Below are 17,712 nucleotides of genomic sequence, written 5' to 3'. Positions count from 1 at the left end.
TTAATAAATTTTACTCAATAATATTTAAGGCAAAGTTTTTATAGCGCAAAAGCATCAGGCTCATGTTAATATAGCCATATTGCTCATCATGGATAAAAGTGAAATTATTTTGTAAGCCTTTATATTTCTCTTTAGTTAAATATTCCAGGTAATCTTCGCCATATGAAGCTAACACCTTACCGAAAAAGTAAGCTACATCGAAGCCTTTAAATGCATATTCTCCTGGCTCAAATCCATATCTGCTACGATATTTCTTTACAAAACTGATCACATTCGAACTCTTATAATCAACCTTATAAGATGAACTGATTATGGTATTTAAATCCTGAAGTTTATCGGTTGGATAATTCTGTTTAGACCACAGTGGGTGCCCGAACAAATTAATATTGTAACCACCAGAGGGTAAATTCTTCAACTTATAAAGCTTTTCGATAGTTGGTAATACAAAAGCCCGATCTGATGAAGTGATTACCACAACATACTGCTTTCCCTTAATCATTCTGGTTTCGAAGGTAAAAGCCGAAGCGTATTCCTGTACAACAAATTTATTGTTGGTTTGCGCCTGGAAGTAACCTCGTAAAGGATTAGCAAACTGTTCGTCTTCCGTTTTCTTCGGGTTAATAATTACAATAACTGTATTCGAAGGATTATAGGTTTTAGCAATATAAGCAGCTATTTTTTTCGAGTGTAAACCAATGTTGCTCACAACCGATATCAGATTTGGGTTATCAAAATCAGAAGGCTGCGAAGCTGCAAGAGGAGAAACAACGGCAACCTTGTTCAATTTGGAATAATTGGCTATGTATTTTAAACCATCGGGAAAAACTGGTCCTACAACTAAGTTGCTCTTTCTAAAATTTTCGTTTTGATAAAGAGAACCAATCCGTGCATTATTATCCTGGGTATCAAAAACATTAAGTTTAAAATTTAATCCAGAAGCAGCAACGGAATCCAAACCCATTTTAAAGCCTTGGTAAAAATCGATAGGCATAGCATATTTTTCTGCTTCAGCCTTACTCATCGATCTTAAATTAACTTCGTTAAGTTTAAATGGAACAAGAAGCGAAACATTAGCTTGAGAGAATTTTTTAATGCCTTTTTTCTCAGCTGTTTTCTCTTTCTCCTCAGTTTTTTTAGTTTCTGTTTTCGGGGTTAATACCTTAGGCGAACAAGCGCCTAAAATCATGGTAATCAATACCAAAAAACAATAATTCTTATTCAATTTCATACCTATCGTTTTTAACAAAATATGCCAGCAAAGTTTATTCCACATTGCCGGCATAATCATTTATTTTATGCAGCCCAGATCGAAAACCCAGGCTTAAAGCTCGAATGAATTATTCCCACTCTATAGTTGCAGGTGGTTTAGAGCTGATATCGTAAACAACTCTGTTAATACCTTTAACTTTATTGATGATTTCGTTAGAAATTTTGGCTAAAACAGGATAAGGCAAGTGACACCAATCTGCAGTCATACCATCTACTGATTCTACAGCACGAAGCGCAATTACGTTCTCATAAGTACGCTCGTCGCCCATTACCCCAACCGACTGTACGGGTAAGAAAATTGAGCCCGCTTGCCAGATTTTATCGTATAATCCAGCGGCTTTTAACTCATGCATGTAAATTGCATCAGCATCTTGTAATATTGCTACCTTTTCTGCGGTAACTTCTCCTAAAATACGAATACCCAAGCCTGGCCCTGGGAAAGGATGACGGCCTAAAATCACATCATCAATCCCTAATGCTTTACCTACTCGGCGAACCTCATCTTTAAATAATGTTTTTAAAGGCTCAATTACTTTCAATTTCATGAAATCGGGCAAACCGCCCACGTTGTGATGCGATTTAATAGTAGCCGAAGGACCATTAACGGATATAGATTCAATCACATCAGGATAAATTGTTCCCTGACCTAGCCAGTTTACACCAGTAACCTCGTGTGCTGCATCGTCGAAAACTTCAATAAAAACGCGACCAATAGCCTTGCGTTTTAACTCAGGGTCAGTTAAGCCGGCAAGCTGACTTAAGAAACGATCCTTAGCATCAATTCCTTTAATATTTAAACCCATGTGCTTGTATTGCTCCAGCACCTGACTGTATTCGTCTTTACGTAAAAGGCCATTATCAACAAAAATACAATGTAAATTTGCTCCGATAGCCTTGTGCAATAAAACCGCAGCAACACTGCTATCTACACCGCCTGATAAACCTAAAACAACTTTATCATTACCTAAAGTTTCCTTTAATTCGGCAATTGTAGTATCTATAAATGCTGCTGAAGTCCAGTCCTGACTACATCCGCAAATATCAACAAGGAAATTTTCTAAAAGAATTTTACCGTCTGTACTGTGTGTAACCTCTGGGTGAAACTGAATCGCATAAGTATCAGAATCTTTAATGTGATAAGCTGCAACTTTAACACTTTCTGTGCTCGCAATTAATTCAGCATTAGCTGGCATTTCGGTAATGGTATCGCCATGGCTCATCCAAACTTGAGAATCGATGTTAATGCCTTTGAATAACTTGTTCTCTTGGTTTACAAAGTTTAAGTTAGCACGTCCGTATTCACGGGTTGAAGAAGCCTGAACATTTCCACCAGATTGTTGAGCAATATATTGCGCACCGTAACAAACCGCCAATAAAGGAAACTTTAAATGGAAATTGCTCAGATCTACCTGAGGTGCATCATCCTGACGAACAGAATAAGGACTGCCTGAAAAGATAACGCCTTTTACGTCAGCGGTATTAATTTCAGGAAGATTGTTGAATGGATATATTTCACAGTAAATATTCAGTTCGCGAACTCTACGGGCAATGAGTTGTGTAAATTGCGAACCAAAATCGACGATAATGATTTTTTCTTGCATCCGCAAAGATAGAGAAAGAAAGGGAATTGTTAAATTGTTTTAATGTTATTTATTCCCAAATTTAAAGTAAGTTACCTGTTATTATATGCACGCTATCGATGGTTAATCATCATCCTAATAATTTGGCCTTTTAACGATTGAACAATTGATCAGTTAACTTAATCCTCAATCAACTTCACTTCAACCCCAAACTTTCTTAAAAAATCTACTCCTTCATCGCTTGACAAGCCTTTGTAGGCCGCATAAGACTTAGAATAATAGACCAATTTAATACCTGATGATAAAATTAATCTGGCACAAGCAATACAAGGCGATAAAGTGGTATACAACGTACAACCCTCTATTTTGGCTCCATTTTTTGATGCATATAGAATGGCGTTTTCTTCTGCATGTAAAGCCAATGAGCAACTTCCCTTACTATCTCTTGCACAACCATGCTCTGGCCATTCTTCATCACAATTATGCGTTCCAGCTGGCGGACCATTATAACCGATAGAAATTATGCGGGTATCTTTAGTTAAAACGGCTCCCACGTGCGCACGAACGCAATGAGAACGTTCAGCCAGCTCAGTGGCTAGATTCATAAAAATAGAATCGAAACTTGGTTTATTGGTCATGTATTGAATTAAAAAAGCCACAAAAGCTTACGCTTCTGTGGCTGCAAAAATAGTTTATTATATTTTAATGACCGCCAGAAATTTTTTGGTCAAAACTTATTCCTTGAGATCTTAATATTCCGCTAACTTTCCAGGCGTAAAATGCTAAATAAGCGAAGCAAATAATACCTACTATATAGCTATATTGAATACCTGTAAATTCTGACACGACACCTTGAAGCCAGCTGATGATACCACCACCCATAATCATCATGATTAAGAAACTACTGCCCTGGCTAGTATGCTTACCTAAACCACTTACTGCTAAAGTAAAAATACAAGGCCATAAGGTACTGCAGAACAAACCAACACTTGTAATGGCGTAAACACTAACCATCCCTTTTGTAAGCATACCAATTAATAAAGCTGCAATTCCTATTGCTGAGAAAATTAATAACATTCGTGCAGGGTTACCTTTACTTGCCATATCTGCAGCAATTAAAACCAAAATAATCAAGCCATAAACATAGAATGGAGCCAAATCGTGTTTAGCAATTGCATTTACAGCTAAGAAGATCCCAAATGCTAAATATGGAGCAATAAATCTTAATACTTTTTGAGTACTTACGTTATCGGTAAAAGCTTCAACAGCACCAGTCCATCTACCAATCATCATACTTGCCCAATAAAGCGAAATATATGGTGCAATGTCTTTAATTTCAAATCCAAGGTCTTTTTCCATGTAAGCAGGCAAATTACTTGCCGTAGAAACCTCTACACCTACATAAACAAAAATAGCAATCATACCTAATACCAGTTGTGGGTATTTTAAAGCAGAGCCTTTAACCGATTTATCATCTTCTCCCGAAGCCTCTACTAAAGTAGGTCGATCAGGCAAAGAAGACATTTTTAAGAATACGGCGACTGCTATGAATGCTACACCTAAAATTAGGTAAGGAATTTTAACACTTTCAACGCTTATATCTGTAGTTGCATTTGCGGCAGAACCAAATATGGCAAAACTTACTACTAATGGACCAATTGTTGTTCCGAAGTTATTAATACCGCCTGCTAATGTTAAACGCTGAGAACCTGTTCTTATTGGACCTAAAGCAATCGCTAGTGGATTTGCAACAGTTTGTTGTAGGGAAAAACCTAATGCAACAATAAATAAACCAGAAAGCATTAAAGGAAAAGAATGAAGATTTGCCGCTGGATAAAAAAGTAAAGTTCCAAGCGCAGAAATTACCAAGCCAAGTGCTAATGAATTTTTATAGCCTAACTTATTAACAATATCTTGTTTCATTAAAACAGAAATTCCATTGTAAATTAAAGCTCCAACGGTATATGCAATGTAAAATGCCAATGAAACCAATTGACTTTCTGCTTGTGATAAATCAAAAGCTTTTTTAAATACAGGAATTAAAATATCATTACTGGCGGCCACAAAGCCCCAAAAAAAGAAAACGGTAACTAAGGGTATAAACTGCCCCCACTTCGTTTGTACTTGTTCTTTGCTCATTTTTTAAATTTAGTTTTAGTGGGGCTAAACATAATTAAAAAAAAATTAAAAAACGGTTATTTTATGCAAAGCACCCAACAAAAATAAAGTTGATATGTTTAGCTTTAAATTGCATATTCGCATATTCATAAAACACACAATGCATGTTTGAAGCCATATTGTTGGGTATAGGGGCAGGGATTATTTCATCGTTTTTAACAGGGCCGGTTTTTTTTGCAATGATAAAAACCAGCATCGAGAGAGGCTTCAAAGCAGGCTTTTCCTTAGCTGTAGGTGTAATTATTAGTGATATCGTTTTAATTGCTTTAGTACTATTCGGCAGTCAGTTTTTTGATTATAAAGCAAGTTTTGATAAATATGTTGGTCTTATCGGCGGTGTATTTCTACTCGCCGTTGGCGTGTATTACCTCGTTTCTAAAATCACGGTTAATTACGATAGTTCTACACTAAAAAAAGTAAGTAAGCGAGGTTATGTTTTAAAAGGGTTTTTAATGTGCATTCTTACACCATCAACCCTTATGTTCTGGATTATTGTAAGCGGCATAATTTCGGTTAAGCTTAACAATATGTTAAACGAAAAGTTGGTTTGTTTTTTCATTGCAATGGCTACCCAGCTCTCTATAGATGGCGCCAAAAGCTTTTACTCGAGTAAACTCCGTTACAAAATCAAAGAAGATTCATTAAAAAAACTGAATAAAATAGCTGGCGTTATTATCGTTTTCTTCGCGATATGGTTATTGTACAAAACGTACATTCAGTTTTACGCTTAAGAAAAATAAGGTTGATATTATATTTGGTAGAATTAACTCGAAATTTTCAAAACTTTTAGAGCAAGAAGGTGTTATTTACTATTATTAATCATACGGTTTTTCTGTATTTTTGATAAATTAATCATTCTCCTATGAAAAGCGAATTTATCTATATCCCCTTCAATAGCTCAAATGAAAACTATATTGAAGAGATGGCCAATCTTTCAAGCAATTTATTTCATGTAAGTACGGATGTTAGTTCCGACAAGAAATCTTTGCAAATAGAATCAGAAAATCAAAATCTAGTATCAATCATGGTCAATCCAGTTTATGCGATTATTACTAAAGTAATTGAAAGCGATCTGGCGAATGAAATCTATGAAATGATCACCGCTAACACAAAGAAGTTCTGCAACTAGTTTTCCTAATGCAATATCGTCAACCGGTATCGGCAAGCGATCTCTTCATTAGTAATATTTAAAAAATAAGCACAAAAAAATAGCTCATATAAAAATATGAGCTATTTGTATTTTATTTAGAATTAAAGCTTTTTAATAAGCTCTTTGATTATTTCCTTCTTTCCAGTTAACAAAAGCTTTGTTTACAACCTTGTTACCACCAGGCGTTGGATAGTTACCAGAGAAATACCAGTCGCCCTTGTTTTTCGGACAAGCAATATGTAAATTCTCTAAACTTTGGTAAATTACCTCAACTTCTGCTACAGTACCTTTAGGTGTAATAATCTGCGCAATCTTAGCCGAAATTTCTTCAGGTGTAAAAGGTTTGTAGATTTCTTTTACATGGTTAACAATTTCTTCCTTTGGAAGGAATAACGAAGCTTTACATTTTGCATAAACATCTTCAATAACCTGCCACATACCTCTTTCAGTAAGCAACTGAATTGCGGCATCGAAAGCTACAAACTGCCCCATTCTACTCATATCAATACCGTAACAATCAGGGTAACGAATTTGAGGTGCAGAAGAAACGATAATAATTTTCTTGGGATGAAGGCGATCTACTATCTTAATAATACTTTGTTTTAATGTAGTTCCACGAACAATCGAATCATCAAGTGCAACCAAAGTATCCTGGTGGTTATTGATAATTCCGTATGTCGTATCATAAACATGTGCAACCATTTCTCCACGATCTGCATCCTGGGTAATGAAAGTACGAAGTTTAACATCTTTAACAGCCAGTTTCTCTACTCTTGGTGCCATAGAAAGTAATTCATCAAGCTCAGTATCGCTTAATTGTTCTTTTCTATGTAAAAGTGTGTCTTTCTGATGGTTACGAACATATTGCTGAACCCCATCTACCATACCAAAAAAGGCAACCTCCGCGGTGTTGGGTATAAACGAAAATACGGTATTCTTTAAATCATGACCAACAGCATTAAGCACCTGGTTGCACAATAAACGACCTAATTGCTTGCGCTCGCGGTAGATTTCTACATCGCTTCCTTTAGAGAAATAAATACGTTCAAATGAACAAGATAATCGCTCGGTAGGCTCACGAAACTGCTCCATGCTCACCTCACCATTTTTCTTGATGATTAAGGCATGACCAGGATCAATTTCCTTTACATCTTTAAACTGAATATTAAATGCAGTTTGTAATGCAGGTCTTTCTGATGCTGCTACAACAATTTCATCGTCGTAGTAATAATAAGCTGGGCGAATGCCTGCAGGATCACGCATGATGAAAGAATCACCATTACCAACCATACCACAAATCGAATATCCACCATCCCATGTTTTAGCCGAGCGACGAAGAATGTTTGCAATATCTAAATTATCAGAAATCTTATGCGTGATGGCTACGTTATCGTGTCCTTCTTTTTTATACTGATCAAAAAGGTCTTGATTTTCATCATCTAAAAAGTGACCGATTTTTTCTAATACCGTTACGGTATCAGCTTTTTCTTTCGGATGCTGTCCCAACTCATACAATTGCTCTAATAACTCATCAACGTTAGTCATGTTAAAGTTACCTGCAATAACCAGATTACGGGTCATCCAGTTGTTTTGCCTTAAAAAAGGATGGCAGTTTTCGATACTGTTTTTACCATGTGTACCATAACGCAAATGGCCCATTAACACCTCGCCGATAAAGCTAACGTTGTTTTTGAGCCATTCTGTATCCTGCATTAATTCAGGTGTGTTTTCTTGAATATCAACGAATTTGCCTTGAACATATTCGAAGATATCTGCTACCGCATTCGAAGCCATGCTCCGGTATCGGCTTATATACCTACTGCCAGGTTTCATATCTAACTTAATGGTTGCAATACCTGCGCCATCCTGGCCTCGGTTATGCTGTTTTTCCATTAAAAGATATAATTTATTAAGGCCGTAAAGTGCTGTACCGTATTTCTGCTGGTAGTAAGAAAGTGGTTTTAACAGGCGAATAAAAGCGATTCCGCATTCGTGTTTTATCTGATCACTCATTGTGTGGGTTTGAAGCCGCAAAGTTATCCTTTTAAACCATAGCTACCTAAACAAAAATGTTTTCTTTTGTCACAAGTAGGTTAATTTGAAATAAACTCAAAATGAAGCAATTGTAAACTTGAACCTATAGTATTATCTAGAATCTTTCTAAATAATTTGGAAGGTAAGTGTAATTTATACACCTTTGCGCTAAATTAGAATCAGTCTAAATTGAAGAAACTATACATTTCATTATTATTAGTTTTGATTTGTTTCGCCGGGATGGCGCAAATTCGGAACGTGGTCACTGGAAAACTGGTCGACCCTCAAAATAAGCCATTAGAGCTTGTAAATATTAAGGTTATAGAAACCAATCAGTATGCAATAACCGATAAATCAGGTGTTTTCAGGATAAATGGTTCAGAAATCAATAGTATTTTGACGCTGGAATTCTCCTATATCGGTTACCAGAAATTGAGAGTTCCTGCCACAATAAAAGCTGGAGAAACCAATCTTGGAAACATCGGCTTAAAAGTATTGGATTTGAGTTTAGAGAACATTGATATCAATGCCAAGAGAAATTATACTGGACAAAGCAACTCTTCTTTGGTAATCAATCGGGATCTAATTGAGCAAATACCAGCATTGAGTGTGAATGATTTATTAAATCAGATTCCAAACAGGAAAATTACACCTCCATCATTACAGAACATTCAAAATTTAACACTTCGTTCTGCATTTGAGCCTACCACGTCTGGTAGAGATGCGTTTACACTAAATAATTCATTTGGTGTGGCCATTATTGTTGATGGAAATAACATTAGCAACAATGCGAATATGCAAGGCTACAATCCTGGTTTAAGAGGTTTAGGCGCTACAAGTATTAGCAGCAACAGCTATGGTTTAACAGGAACCTCATCTACCAGCTCTTATAGCGGAGATTTTGCTTATGGAGGTACCGATTTAAGGCAGATACCAGTTGATAACATTGAAAGTATTGAAGTTATTGCAGGTGTAGCTTCTGTTAAATATGGAGACCTTTCTGATGGAGCGGTTGTTATCGAAAGGCAAGCAGGTAAATCTCCTGCGTATGTTCGTATGCAAATAAGAGATAATGCGACATCATATAGTTTCTCTAAAGGCTTTGCATTAAGTCCAAAATTAGGAAGTTTTAACGTAGGCCTTAATTATGTAGATTCTTATGCCGACAACAGAGATAAAATTAAAGCTTATAAACGAATCAATACTAGTGCAATGTGGACTAATAGTTTTGGTCGTGATAATAGATTAAAAAATACATTAAGTTTTGATTATGGTAGAAATTTAGATGGCATTAAAAAGGATGATGACGATCCTACCAGTAGAATAGTAAGCTTTAACAGTTGGAATATGAGCGTTAGTAATCGTTCGAATTATAGACTAAGTGGTTCTTTCTTAAAAAATATTGGTTTAAACTTAAGATATGGCGAATCTCATCAGCGAAGCTATACGGAACAATTTGTTAATAGTCCTTACATTTTATATAATAATGCAACAGAAACGGGCTTGGTTAGCGGAATTTACGATAAGGGTATTTACACCGCAGTAAGCGATGTAGACGGCAGACCAATTACGGCTTCAGCACTACTCGATTTTAGTGCTGAGTACAAAACAGGTAATCTAAATCATTACCTTAATTTTGGCGCAAGCTTTTCTTACGCAGCAAATAAGGGGCTAGGAAGACTTTCTGATCCAGCGAGGTCCAGAATAGGCTTCAATACTACAGGAAACAGTTTATCCAGCGGTCCATCAGAGCGTTATTACGATTTTGCCCTGGCCTACGCACAGAAAGATTTTGGCTTATATGCCGAAGATGTATTTAGTTTAAAAGTAGGTGGTCGGGATTTAAACTTCAGAGGTGGATTAAGATTAGATGGCCAGAATGGGTTTGTAACTCTATCTCCACGTACCAATATCAACTATCAGTTAACGGATGATTTTAGATTTGGATTTGCCTATGGTTTATCTGTAAAATCGCCAGGTTTAGGACAAAGATACCCTGGTCCAACATTTGTTGATGTTCCACTTATTAATGCTTATAACGGAAATGCTAATGAAAGTGCGAGTATTTTCTACGTCCGCAGATATGATCCAGATGGCAGCAAATTAAAATCATCAAAAGGGCAAACTTTTGAACTTTCAGGTCTATATAAAATAACAGATTATCAATTATCATTCTCTGTGTTTCATAAACTAAATACGCAGGGCTATAATACCGTGATTGAAAGAGAGATAGTTACACTCCCTCAATATTCCTCTACTTTAGTTCCAGGAAGCCAACCATTAATTACACAAAATGGAACAAAAAGATTTTTACTTACACATAATGAGTTCAACAACGATTTAAGGTCAAACAACCAGGGTTTTGATGTGATTCTTAATACGCCCAAATATGAGGCAATTTCTACATCTTTTAGTGTTAGTGGTGGTTTATTCAGATCGAGTTATCAGGAAACCGGACCAAGAGCGGCAGGACCAACTGCTGAAGATACAACTTCCCCAGATTACCCAATAACTGGTCTTTATGCGCCACGTAAAAAGACAACTTATTTTAGCTCAGGAAGAGTTACCTCATCAACCCACATTCCTGCAATAAGTTTAATTGTACAACTTACGGCCGAATTTAGCTTCTTAAACAAAACGATTTATAATCAAAATGATGGTGTTCCTTTTGCCTACTATACCAGGGATATACAATATGTTGAAATAACAAATCCAGATCCTAACAGTAAGGTATATGGTCATTTATTCATTCCACTAAATGAATTAACAACCGATAATCAGTATAGAATTTATTCCAATTATCACCTTAGCTTAGCAAAGGAAATAAAAAAACGATTCAAGTTTGCTTTCAACGCCTATAATTTTTTGAATTATCAGCCACGATATCAAAAGCCCAACAGCAACACGGTAAATGCTCCAAATGGTGCGCCAACATTTGGTATCGAATTATCTTTAAAACTTTAACAACGATGAAAAAAATTGCATTACTAGTAATTATAGGATTAGTGTTTGGTTGTAAAAAAAACAATCAACCCGATGTATTACCAACAGATTTGAATGTAAAAGTAACTTTCGATCTCGCAAACAGTGGTTATACCTTTCCTATATCAAATATCACTGTTAGAATAAAAAGCTTAACATCTGGCAGATTTCTATCTATAGCTACCAACGATAAAGGTTTAGGGAAATTTAATAATTTACCCGCAGGAAGATATGATGTTGATGTAAGTTATACAGTTTCAGCTGCCGATTACACTTCAATCACAGGAATCATTACCACAAAGCCCGTTACATTTAATGCTGCCGAAAAAAATAAATTGGTTAATAAAGATAATTCTGCTGAACTAACATTGAACCTAAAAGCAGGTGTTATTGGTACTTGGTTAGTAAAACAAGTGTATTATGCTGGTTCAGACAGAACGCTAGGTGCGCTATACAGAGATCAGTTTATTGAAATTTACAACAACACAAACGAAATTATGTATGCCGACAGCCTATACATCACCGAAATTTGGGGCAGACAAAGTTCGACAAACACGACCTATAATTTACAGGTAAATGGTCAATACGATTGGTCTAAATCTTTAAACATGAGTAGCACCAATGGTGATCCAAATACCGATTTTATTTATGCAAAAACACTTTGTATGATTCCAGGCAATGGAAAAACCCATCCCGTAAACCCAGGTGAAAGTATAGTGTTAGCTCAAACGGCTTTAAACCATAAATCTCCATTTGTTGGAACAGATGGTGTAACCATTTCGGTCCGTAGTCCTGAACTTACAGTTGATTTAAGCAAAGCCGATTTTGAAGCCTATTACGGATCTTTTTTAACAAAACCTCTGGATTCTGATATTGATAACCCTCTTGTTCCAAATGTTGAAATATTATCTTACACGGGTACGGATATGATTTTAGATAATACAGGTCGAACTGGTATTGCTATTTTCAAAGTAGATGGAACACAAATTGTTAAAAACTGGCCAATGTACAACGAGCCCAGTAAAACAACACCCTCTTCTACTGCTCGCAAATATTACCAAATTCCATCCAAGTATATTATCGATGCTATGGAAATTCAGCCAAATGTAGCTTCAGCAAGATTACCGAAAAAACTAGGGGCAGATTTAGACGCTGGTTTTGCTTTTGTTCCTAAAGGAGCATACACTTCCCAATCGGTGATTCGCAAAACAGAAAAAGTAGAAAATGGCAGAGTTATACTTAAAGATTCAAATAATTCCACTGAAGATTTTGACTTCTTAGATATTGCTTTACCTCGGGCTTTTAAATAAAATAACCAACAAACACGCACTATTATAAATACATGAGAAAACTCATCATATCATTATTGTTATTGTCAACAATCTTTCGGCTTAATGCACAAACTAAAGATGATAGTTCACAAAATCAATCTTTATTAAGCAAGAGCTATTCAATAGATTCAGCTTTGACACAACTCTACCGATTTGCTAAAAATAATCCATTATTTATGGAAACAATGATGCCAAACAAATTCAATAACCTTACGGTAAAATACAATTTAGATAAAGGTCATTATATTCCAGTGCAGGGAGCATCTAAAACACAGGGCATATCATTATTTAGTGAGGGTAAAACTACTTTAGAAAAATTTCATCTATACGGTGCATTCACTTATCAAAGAACAACTGAAGATAGTACCCGTTGGGCGCACCAAACAAGACAAGCAGGTTATGTACCTTATTATTTTGGCTCACAAAAAAACAATCATTACGAGCGCTCAATTTATAAAATTAATGCAGCCGTGAGCCGAAAAATGATTGGCAATAATCTTCCTGTTTCACTTGGGCTGGATTATCGGATTGGAAATCATTTTAGCAATAACGATCCACGAGGAGATATTAAAGATTTTCAGTTAAATCTTAACCCTGCAGTTGGTTATAATATTTCTAAAACAATTTTAATTGGCGTAGGCTACCAATATGGATATGGCAGAGAACAAACAAAAATAGGATACAAAAATAGTACATATACAGAAAATACGGTAGCCCCAATTTATATCAATTATTTAATGACAGGTTACAGCGGAGCGCAACAGGTTCAACAAACAAATTTGCTTAATTACGATAATAATCAAGATCGCCAGTTTGCTAAAATATTTGCCAACTACACATTAAATTCTAACAGCAGTATCGCTTTAACATTGAAAAAAGGCAAAGAATCACAGCTTTTTAAACGAAACATATCAGATGTGGTAGGATATAATAAGTTTATGACTTACAGTATTAAAACCTCATCCGCAGATTTAATTTGGTACAAAAATATTGGCAAAAATGAACTTAATGTTGCCATTAACTATAATTATGATGAAGGCTGGGCTTATGACAATGCACTTGCTGGTATTAATTACATTAATGATATTGAAAACTATGGTTTGAAATTAAATTACACAGCAAAAGGAAAAGATGGACTAATCAACAACATAATTTTTGGCGTTCAAAGTACCGACGACATTAAAAAAGACGGAAATTATTTGGTTGACATTGCTTACCGAAGAATTAATTTTAATGCAGGTTGGGGATTAAATAAACAGTTGGGTAAAAACCGAAGTTTTGGCGCTGATTTTAATGCTAGATATAGCTTAAAAGCTTCATCACATATTATTGCTCCATTAGAAAATGAAAATATTTTCTACAACTATGTCATGTATCCCGATTATCAATTTAACACCTCAAACAATTATAGTTTAGGATTATCGGCCGATTACGCTTTCCCTTCATATAAAGGAATACAGACTTCGGTAAAAATATCAGGCAGTTATACGCAACGTGTTGGTAATTATATAGATTTACAAAGAACCATATTTAACACGCCTGGCAAAGACCGTTTTTCTTCCAATATCAGCCTAAATCTGTATTTTTAACCCATGAATAGAGTTTTTATTACGCTTGCCTTTATCCTCACAGGATTAATTTTATTTTCATTTCAATCTTCAAATTTTAATAATGATGATGACTTGAGCATAGATAGCTTGCGTAAAGTTTATTCGAAACCAACCAGCGAATGGCCCAAACCAACGGTTGATCAAGGTGCCGTTTTTGAAGAGTTGGGCGAGCTACCTCCTACCCCTGTTGATATAAAAAATGATTCCGTTAAAAAGGTAATCGAACTTGGAAAAATCTTATTTTTCGATCCCCGTTTATCAGGCTCAAATCAAATTTCTTGCTCAAGTTGCCATGCACCAGATTTGCATTGGGCAGATGGTCGCCAGGTTTCTATCGGTCATGATCATTTAGCAAATATCCGCAATGCGCCATCCTTAGAAAATGTTTGGTTCTACAAAAAGTTGTTTTGGGATGGTAGAGCAAATAGTTTAGAAGAACAAGGCGAAAGTCCGATAAGTGCGCACAACGAAATGCATCAAGATACAAAAGCGCTAGCCAAAAAATTAAGTAAAATTAAAGGCTACAAGCCATATTTTACCGATGCCTTTGGCGATGCAAAAATTACAAATCAAAAGATTTTTGAAAGTCTTGCAACCTTTCAGCGAAGCATTGTAAGTAGAAGAACTGCATTCGATCGTTTTCTGGCAAAAGACAAAAAAGCCTTAACCGATCAGCAAATTGTAGGCTTGCATTTATTTAGAACAAAAGCACGTTGCATCAATTGTCACAACGGTCCGCTTTTTACCGATAATGAATTTCATAATGATGGGTTAACTTACTATGGTCGTAAGTACGAAGATTTAGGGCTTTACAACGTTACGAAGAAACCCGAAGATGTTGGGAAGTTCAAAACGCCAGGATTGAGAAATGTAATGAAAACAGCTCCATGGTTTCATAATGGGTTGTTCCCAGATATGGACGGTGTAATGAATATGTATAATATGGGTATGCCAGTGCAAAGGGTTAAACCAGAGCAACTGAATGATCCTCTGTTACCTAAAAACGATAAGCTTTTAAAAGGCTTAAGATTAAGCAATGCGGAGAAAGATGCATTAGTTTCATTTTTAGAAGCATTGTCTTCTCCAACCGTTCTAATAAGAATAGAAACTCTTCCACAGTAAAGCCGAATTTATCGTCAGGCTGAATTTATTTCAGCATCTTAATTAGAAATGGATAAGTGTGAAATAATTTCAGGTTTAAGGCATAAGCTTTAAGTAAGAGGAAATTGCTTAATAAGTAAAAGTATCGAACGCTTAACACTTCCCAGATAACCGCATGCCTATTGCATACATAGTGCATCCCTAAGGCATGATGATTGCATTTTAAGGCATATGTTATGCAAGCATACAAATATTACATTTTGGCCGATTTCAAATCCTCACCAAAAAAGATGGATGCATGTTCATCAAACGCTTTGGTATCGCCACTGGTATAAAAAGATTTTCTACCTGTTCTTGCCAGTTTTACTTCAATCTCAGGGTGTCTTTCTAAATAATTAACCAAACTACCAGCAACAATTTCACCCTGTGTTAAAATGCTTATATAATCAGGAAAAGTAGTTTTTAGTTTTGGTAATAACAAAGGATAATGTGTACAGGCTAATAAAACACAATCAATATCGTTGGCCTGTGCCAGTAATGAATCGCAATATTCTTTAACAAAAAAATCTGCACCCGTTTGAAGGTAATCATTATTTTCGATTAAGGGTACCCACATTGGACATGCCTGCTGGTGAACCTCTATTTCTGGAAAAAATTTATTAATCTCTAACAAATAAGATTTGGAGTTAACGGTTCCTCTTGTACCCATAACCCCCACCTGCTTACTCGTTGTGTAATTACCAATAACTTCTGCTGTCGGCCTGATTACGCCAAGCACCCGATGATTTGGATATTTTGAAGGCAAATCCTTTTGCTGAATGGTTCTTAAGGCTTTAGCTGATGCTGTGTTACACGCCAATATAACAAGCTCGCAACCGCTTGCAAAAAGCCACTCCACACATTCTAAAGTATATTGATAAATGGTTTCAAAAGAATGATCACCGTAGGGAGAACGGGCATTATCACCTAAATAAATATAATCGTATTGAGGTAACTTCTCTGCAATAGAGCGAAAAACCGTCAATCCTCCATATCCTGAATCGAAAATACCTATTGGTGATGATTGTTCCATAGTGTAATCTTTTGCTAATTATTTCGTGCTGAATTGTTAGCAATTAAACAATGTAGCAATTTATTTCCAAGATAAATCTTTCAAACAAAAAAGCGGAATTAAGTTGAACTTAATTCCGCAGTATTTTAATGAGCTAAAAAAAGCTTTCGCTTTAAGTGCTTAAATTATTTTTTAGGAGCTGCTGGTTTTGCTGCAGTAGCAGTAATACCTAATTTAGTTTTTACTGCACCTGTGATATCGTCGCCACCTTCCCAGAAAACTAAGTTGTTACCACCTTGTCCGTTAGCAATATCAAAAACGTATGCTAAACCTTTTTCTTTTGCAATTGCAGAAATAGCTGTAGCTACTTTACCTTGAATTGGCTGAAACAACTCACCTTGTTTAGTACCTAAATCTTGTTGAGCTTTAGTCTGTGCATCACCAATACGTTTTTGTAAATCTTGTAATTCAGTTGCTGCTGTTTGTAATTCTTTATCAACAGTTTCTTTATTTGCTTCGCTACGCGTTTTTTCTTTAGCTTGTGCTGCTGTTAATTTAGATTGATATTCTTTAATCATCACATCTATTTCAGCTTGTTTAGTTTTACTTAAATTTTCTAAAGTAGTTTGTGCGGTCTTAGATTCAGGTAAGTTTGCAAATACCTCTTCAGAATTTACGTGACCAATCTTTTGCTGTGCATTTGCCATATTCGCTGTAAACAATAAACCTGCTGCTACAAAGAATACGTTAATTAACTTTCTCATGTTTTATTTTACTTTTTATTTTTTTTAATTGTTTTTCCTAATTCAAAGGGGCGAATATACTAATTATTTACAGTCCCTGGTTTGTAACCTAATTTTACGATAACATCATTACTAACATCGTAACTGCTGCTTGCATAAATCATCATGGTAGCTTCACTACTTTTATCAAAAATGAAATCAAGGTATTTCGCTTTTGCAATCTGTTTAATCACATCTGCTACTTTTTCCTGGATAGGTTTGATCAGTTTAGTTCTGCTTTGGAAAAGATCTCCGTCTGGACCAAATTTCTGACGTTGAAATTCTTTAGCAGCTTTTTCTTTCTCGATGATTTCATTTTCACGACGTTTACGCATATCATCAGTTAACAAAACCTGGTCAGCCTGATAAGCTTTATACATCCTGTCGATTTCACCAAAGTTTTGATCAACCTGTTGTTGCCATTGTTTAGAAGCTACTTCTAACTGGCTTAATGCAGATTTATATTCGGGCATGTGCTTTAGAATATACTCTGTATCTACATAAGCAAACTTTTGGGCAAAAGCGCCAAAAGTTGTGCAAAGTAAAAATGCGATAAAAAGGTACTTTTTCATTTGTGTGTGTATTTAATGATTAGTTCTAATAACCTAAGCTTTTTATAAACTCAACTTACTTTGTTTTATTGC

Annotated in this window: 14 protein-coding genes; 6 read left to right on the top strand and 8 right to left on the bottom strand. The window is 35.6% G+C overall.

The genetic code is table 11. The features are described from left to right. Positions 1-10: 10 nt before the first annotated feature. The 4 genes from ACZZZI_RS15480 to ACZZZI_RS15465 form a co-directional block, all read right to left on the bottom strand. Positions 11-1,228: an ABC transporter substrate-binding protein gene (locus tag ACZZZI_RS15480; RefSeq protein ID WP_463489935.1), complete on the bottom strand. Its 1,218-nt coding sequence runs from the start codon at positions 1,226-1,228 to the stop codon at positions 11-13. Between the two features lie 109 nt (positions 1,229-1,337). Next, positions 1,338-2,870: a glutamine-hydrolyzing GMP synthase gene (guaA, locus tag ACZZZI_RS15475; RefSeq protein WP_316764895.1), complete on the bottom strand. Its 1,533-nt coding sequence runs from the start codon at positions 2,868-2,870 to the stop codon at positions 1,338-1,340. A gap of 158 nt (positions 2,871-3,028) precedes the next feature. After that, a complete protein-coding gene (locus ACZZZI_RS15470; RefSeq protein ID WP_463489934.1) occupies positions 3,029-3,487 on the bottom strand; it encodes a deoxycytidylate deaminase in 459 nt (152 codons plus the stop codon). A 64-nt stretch (positions 3,488-3,551) separates the two neighbouring features. Next, the gene (locus tag ACZZZI_RS15465) at positions 3,552-4,988 is read right to left on the bottom strand and encodes an MFS transporter (RefSeq protein WP_316764891.1); all 1,437 of its coding nucleotides are present in this window, start codon (positions 4,986-4,988) and stop codon (positions 3,552-3,554) included. A gap of 143 nt (positions 4,989-5,131) precedes the next feature. On the opposite strand from ACZZZI_RS15465, the gene ACZZZI_RS15460 reads away from it, so the two are divergent. Beyond that, positions 5,132-5,758 carry a LysE family translocator gene (locus ACZZZI_RS15460; RefSeq protein WP_316764889.1) on the top strand — a complete coding sequence of 209 codons (627 nt, stop codon included), beginning with the start codon at positions 5,132-5,134 and terminating at the stop codon, positions 5,756-5,758. Between the two features lie 131 nt (positions 5,759-5,889). Then, positions 5,890-6,156, top strand: coding sequence for a hypothetical protein (locus tag ACZZZI_RS15455; protein WP_463489933.1), 267 nt, complete (start codon positions 5,890-5,892; stop codon positions 6,154-6,156). A 132-nt stretch (positions 6,157-6,288) separates the two neighbouring features. Here ACZZZI_RS15455 and ACZZZI_RS15450 read toward each other — a convergent pair whose 3' ends face one another. Next, positions 6,289-8,190 carry an amidophosphoribosyltransferase gene (locus ACZZZI_RS15450; protein ID WP_316764885.1) on the bottom strand — a complete coding sequence of 634 codons (1,902 nt, stop codon included), beginning with the start codon at positions 8,188-8,190 and terminating at the stop codon, positions 6,289-6,291. Positions 8,191-8,400: 210 nt separating this feature from the next. Here ACZZZI_RS15450 and ACZZZI_RS15445 point away from each other — a divergent pair, with 210 nt between their 5' ends. From ACZZZI_RS15445 to ACZZZI_RS15430, 4 genes are read left to right on the top strand one after another with little or no spacing between them, the layout of a single operon-like run. Further along, positions 8,401-11,175 (top strand): TonB-dependent receptor, encoded by a 2,775-nt coding sequence (locus tag ACZZZI_RS15445; RefSeq protein ID WP_463489932.1) that lies wholly within the window; start codon positions 8,401-8,403, stop codon positions 11,173-11,175. 5 nt (positions 11,176-11,180) lie between these two features. Continuing rightward, the gene (locus ACZZZI_RS15440) at positions 11,181-12,503 is read left to right on the top strand and encodes a DUF4876 domain-containing protein (protein ID WP_463489931.1); all 1,323 of its coding nucleotides are present in this window, start codon (positions 11,181-11,183) and stop codon (positions 12,501-12,503) included. A 32-nt stretch (positions 12,504-12,535) separates the two neighbouring features. Next, entirely contained in the window at positions 12,536-14,113 is a 1,578-nt protein-coding gene (locus tag ACZZZI_RS15435) for a DUF6850 family outer membrane beta-barrel protein (RefSeq protein ID WP_463489930.1), read from the top strand. A 3-nt stretch (positions 14,114-14,116) separates the two neighbouring features. Further along, positions 14,117-15,256, top strand: coding sequence for a cytochrome-c peroxidase (locus tag ACZZZI_RS15430; RefSeq protein WP_463489929.1), 1,140 nt, complete (start codon positions 14,117-14,119; stop codon positions 15,254-15,256). 232 nt (positions 15,257-15,488) lie between these two features. On the opposite strand, the gene murI is transcribed toward ACZZZI_RS15430, so the two are convergent. The 3 genes from murI to ACZZZI_RS15415 all read right to left on the bottom strand — a co-directional run bounded on the left by murI (position 15,489) and on the right by ACZZZI_RS15415 (position 17,640). Beyond that, entirely contained in the window at positions 15,489-16,307 is an 819-nt protein-coding gene (murI, locus tag ACZZZI_RS15425; protein ID WP_463489928.1) for a glutamate racemase, read from the bottom strand. A gap of 164 nt (positions 16,308-16,471) precedes the next feature. Then, positions 16,472-17,050, bottom strand: a complete 579-nt coding sequence (locus ACZZZI_RS15420; RefSeq protein WP_316764870.1) for an OmpH/Skp family outer membrane protein — start codon at positions 17,048-17,050, stop codon at positions 16,472-16,474. A gap of 59 nt (positions 17,051-17,109) precedes the next feature. Further along, positions 17,110-17,640, bottom strand: coding sequence for an OmpH/Skp family outer membrane protein (locus tag ACZZZI_RS15415; protein WP_316764867.1), 531 nt, complete (start codon positions 17,638-17,640; stop codon positions 17,110-17,112). Between the last annotated feature and the right edge of the window lie 72 nt (positions 17,641-17,712).

This window comes from Pedobacter sp. AC190, assembly GCF_979258025.1.
Note: the sequence above shows the minus strand (reverse complement) of the source record. Positions and strands in the feature narration are given on the sequence as shown.

Coding starts and splice junctions, on each gene's coding strand:
- ACZZZI_RS15480 (WP_463489935.1), bottom strand. CDS start 1,228: ATGAAATTGAATAAGAATTATTGTTTTTTGGTATTGATTACCATGATT.
- guaA (WP_316764895.1), bottom strand. CDS start 2,870: ATGCAAGAAAAAATCATTATCGTCGATTTTGGTTCGCAATTTACACAA.
- ACZZZI_RS15470 (WP_463489934.1), bottom strand. CDS start 3,487: ATGACCAATAAACCAAGTTTCGATTCTATTTTTATGAATCTAGCCACT.
- ACZZZI_RS15465 (WP_316764891.1), bottom strand. CDS start 4,988: ATGAGCAAAGAACAAGTACAAACGAAGTGGGGGCAGTTTATACCCTTA.
- ACZZZI_RS15460 (WP_316764889.1), top strand. CDS start 5,132: ATGTTTGAAGCCATATTGTTGGGTATAGGGGCAGGGATTATTTCATCG.
- ACZZZI_RS15455 (WP_463489933.1), top strand. CDS start 5,890: ATGAAAAGCGAATTTATCTATATCCCCTTCAATAGCTCAAATGAAAAC.
- ACZZZI_RS15450 (WP_316764885.1), bottom strand. CDS start 8,190: ATGAGTGATCAGATAAAACACGAATGCGGAATCGCTTTTATTCGCCTG.
- ACZZZI_RS15440 (WP_463489931.1), top strand. CDS start 11,181: ATGAAAAAAATTGCATTACTAGTAATTATAGGATTAGTGTTTGGTTGT.
- ACZZZI_RS15435 (WP_463489930.1), top strand. CDS start 12,536: ATGAGAAAACTCATCATATCATTATTGTTATTGTCAACAATCTTTCGG.
- ACZZZI_RS15430 (WP_463489929.1), top strand. CDS start 14,117: ATGAATAGAGTTTTTATTACGCTTGCCTTTATCCTCACAGGATTAATT.
- murI (WP_463489928.1), bottom strand. CDS start 16,307: ATGGAACAATCATCACCAATAGGTATTTTCGATTCAGGATATGGAGGA.
- ACZZZI_RS15420 (WP_316764870.1), bottom strand. CDS start 17,050: ATGAGAAAGTTAATTAACGTATTCTTTGTAGCAGCAGGTTTATTGTTT.
- ACZZZI_RS15415 (WP_316764867.1), bottom strand. CDS start 17,640: ATGAAAAAGTACCTTTTTATCGCATTTTTACTTTGCACAACTTTTGGC.